Genomic DNA, 2,057 nt, shown 5'->3' on the forward strand with positions numbered 1-2,057 from the left:
GCCATGATTTGTCGGTGATAAGGCGGCTCTGCCAGCAGGTCATCGTCATGCGCGAAGGCAGGATCGTCGAGGCCAGCGCTACCGATGCGCTGTTCGAAAATCCGAAGGAGGCCTACACGCGCGACCTGCTCGCCGCCATTCCGCTACCCGAGATCGACGCGGACTGGCTGCGGCTGCCAGCGAGGGCGCCGGCTTGAGGGAACTCAGCTATCGGTAACCCGAAGCTCGGCGGTGCGCAGCAACTCCGACCGCCAATCGAGGATTTATTCAATCATGAAACTTCAAGCTTGAAATAAATTCGCTCCCGCGCGATACTGTTGGTGGGACCGCCGTGGCACATGGCGGCCCGGAAGCGAAGAGGAGATCGCAGGCATGAAGGTTGCGGTTCTCGGCGGCGGACCGGCCGGGCTCTACTTTGCCATCTCGATGAAGCTGCGCGACGCCGCGCATGAGGTGACGGTATTCGAGCGCAACCGCGCCGACGACACGTTCGGCTGGGGCGTGGTGCTGTCGGCCGAGACGCTCGATAACCTCAGCCGCAACGATCCGGTCAGCGCGGTCTGGATCAAGAAGCATTTCGCCTATTGGGACGATATCGCCGTCATCCATGACGGCGTGCGCACCGTCTCCTCCGGCCACGGCTTCTGCGGCATCGGCCGCAAGCGGCTCCTGATACTTTTGCAGCGGCGCGCACATGAGCTCGGCATCAAACTGGAGTTCGAAACCGAGATAGCCGATCCGAGGCCGTTCATGGAAACGCACGAACTGGTGGTCGCTGCGGACGGGTTGAACTCCAGGTCTCGCGCGGCCTTCGCCGAAATCTTCAAGCCCGATATCGACACCCGCAAATGCAAGTTCGTCTGGCTCGGCACCAACCAGAAGTTCGACGACGCCTTCACCTTCATCTTCGAGAAGACCGAACACGGCTGGGTGTGGGCGCATGCCTACCAGTTCGACAGCGAGACCGCGACCTTCATTGTCGAATGCAGCGAACAGACATGGGGGCGCTTCGGCTTCGGCGCGATGTCGCAACAGGAATCGATCGCGGTCTGCGAGCGCATCTTCGAAAAGCATCTCGGCGGCCATGCGCTGATGACCAACGCCAACCACATACGCGGTTCGGCCTGGATCAATTTCCCGCGCGTGCTGTGCGAGCGCTGGTCGTTTGAGAATCTGGCGCTGATGGGGGACGCGGCCGCATCGGCGCATTTCTCGATCGGCTCCGGCACCAAGCTGGCATTGGAGAGCGCCGTCGCGCTGGCCGACTATGTCGAGTCCGAGCCCGACCTCGAAGCGGCGTTCCGCAAATATGAGGATGCTCGTCGCACCGAGGTGCTGAAACTGCAGTCGGCGGCACGCAATTCGCTGGAATGGTTCGAGGAGGTCGAGCGCTATCTCGGCCTCGACCCGGTGCAGTTCAACTACTCGCTGCTGACCCGCTCGCAGCGCATCAGTCACGAAAACCTGAGGCTGCGCGACGCCGAGTGGCTGGGCGGCGCCGAGGAATGGTTCCAGCACCAGGCCGGCGCCGGCGGCAACAGGCTGCGCCGGGCACCGATGTTTGCGCCATTCAAGCTACGCGGCATGGCGCTCAACAACCGCATCGTCGTGTCTCCGATGGCGCAGTACAAGGCCGTCGACGGCTGCCCAACCGACTGGCATTTTTCGCACTACGCGGAGCGCGCCAAGGGCGGCGCCGGGCTGCTCTACATCGAGATGACCTGCGTCAGTCCCGAAGGCCGCATTACGCCCGGCTGCCCCGGCTTCTACGCGCCGGAACACGAGGTGGCCTGGAAGCGCCTGGTCGACTTCGTCCACACCGAGACCGAGGCAAAAATCTGCGCCCAGATCGGCCATTCCGGCGCCAAGGGCTCGACCCGCGTCGGCTGGCAGGGAACCGACGTGCCGCTGCCCTCCGGCAACTGGCCGGTGATGGCGCCGTCGGCCGTGGCGTGGTCGCCCGAGAACCAGGTGCCGAAGGCGATGGACCGCGCCGACATGGACAGGGTGCGCGGTGAGTTCGTCGCCTCCACCGAGATGGCAGCCCGCTGCGGCTT

At 64.0% G+C, this 2,057-nt stretch carries 1 protein-coding gene and 1 pseudogene; both read left to right on the forward strand.

Annotated features, from left to right (window positions below; translation table 11 throughout):
• Window positions 1–197: pseudogene (locus tag EN742_RS33005) on the forward strand (ABC transporter ATP-binding protein); the annotation flags it as partial.
• A 175-nt stretch (window positions 198–372) separates the two neighbouring features.
• On the forward strand, window positions 373–2,057 hold a 1,685-nt coding region (locus EN742_RS33010; protein WP_128333774.1), incomplete at its 3' end, for a bifunctional salicylyl-CoA 5-hydroxylase/oxidoreductase.

It is taken from the genome of Mesorhizobium sp. M4A.F.Ca.ET.020.02.1.1 (assembly GCF_004022645.1).
Taxonomy (GTDB): Bacteria; Pseudomonadota; Alphaproteobacteria; order Rhizobiales; family Rhizobiaceae; genus Mesorhizobium.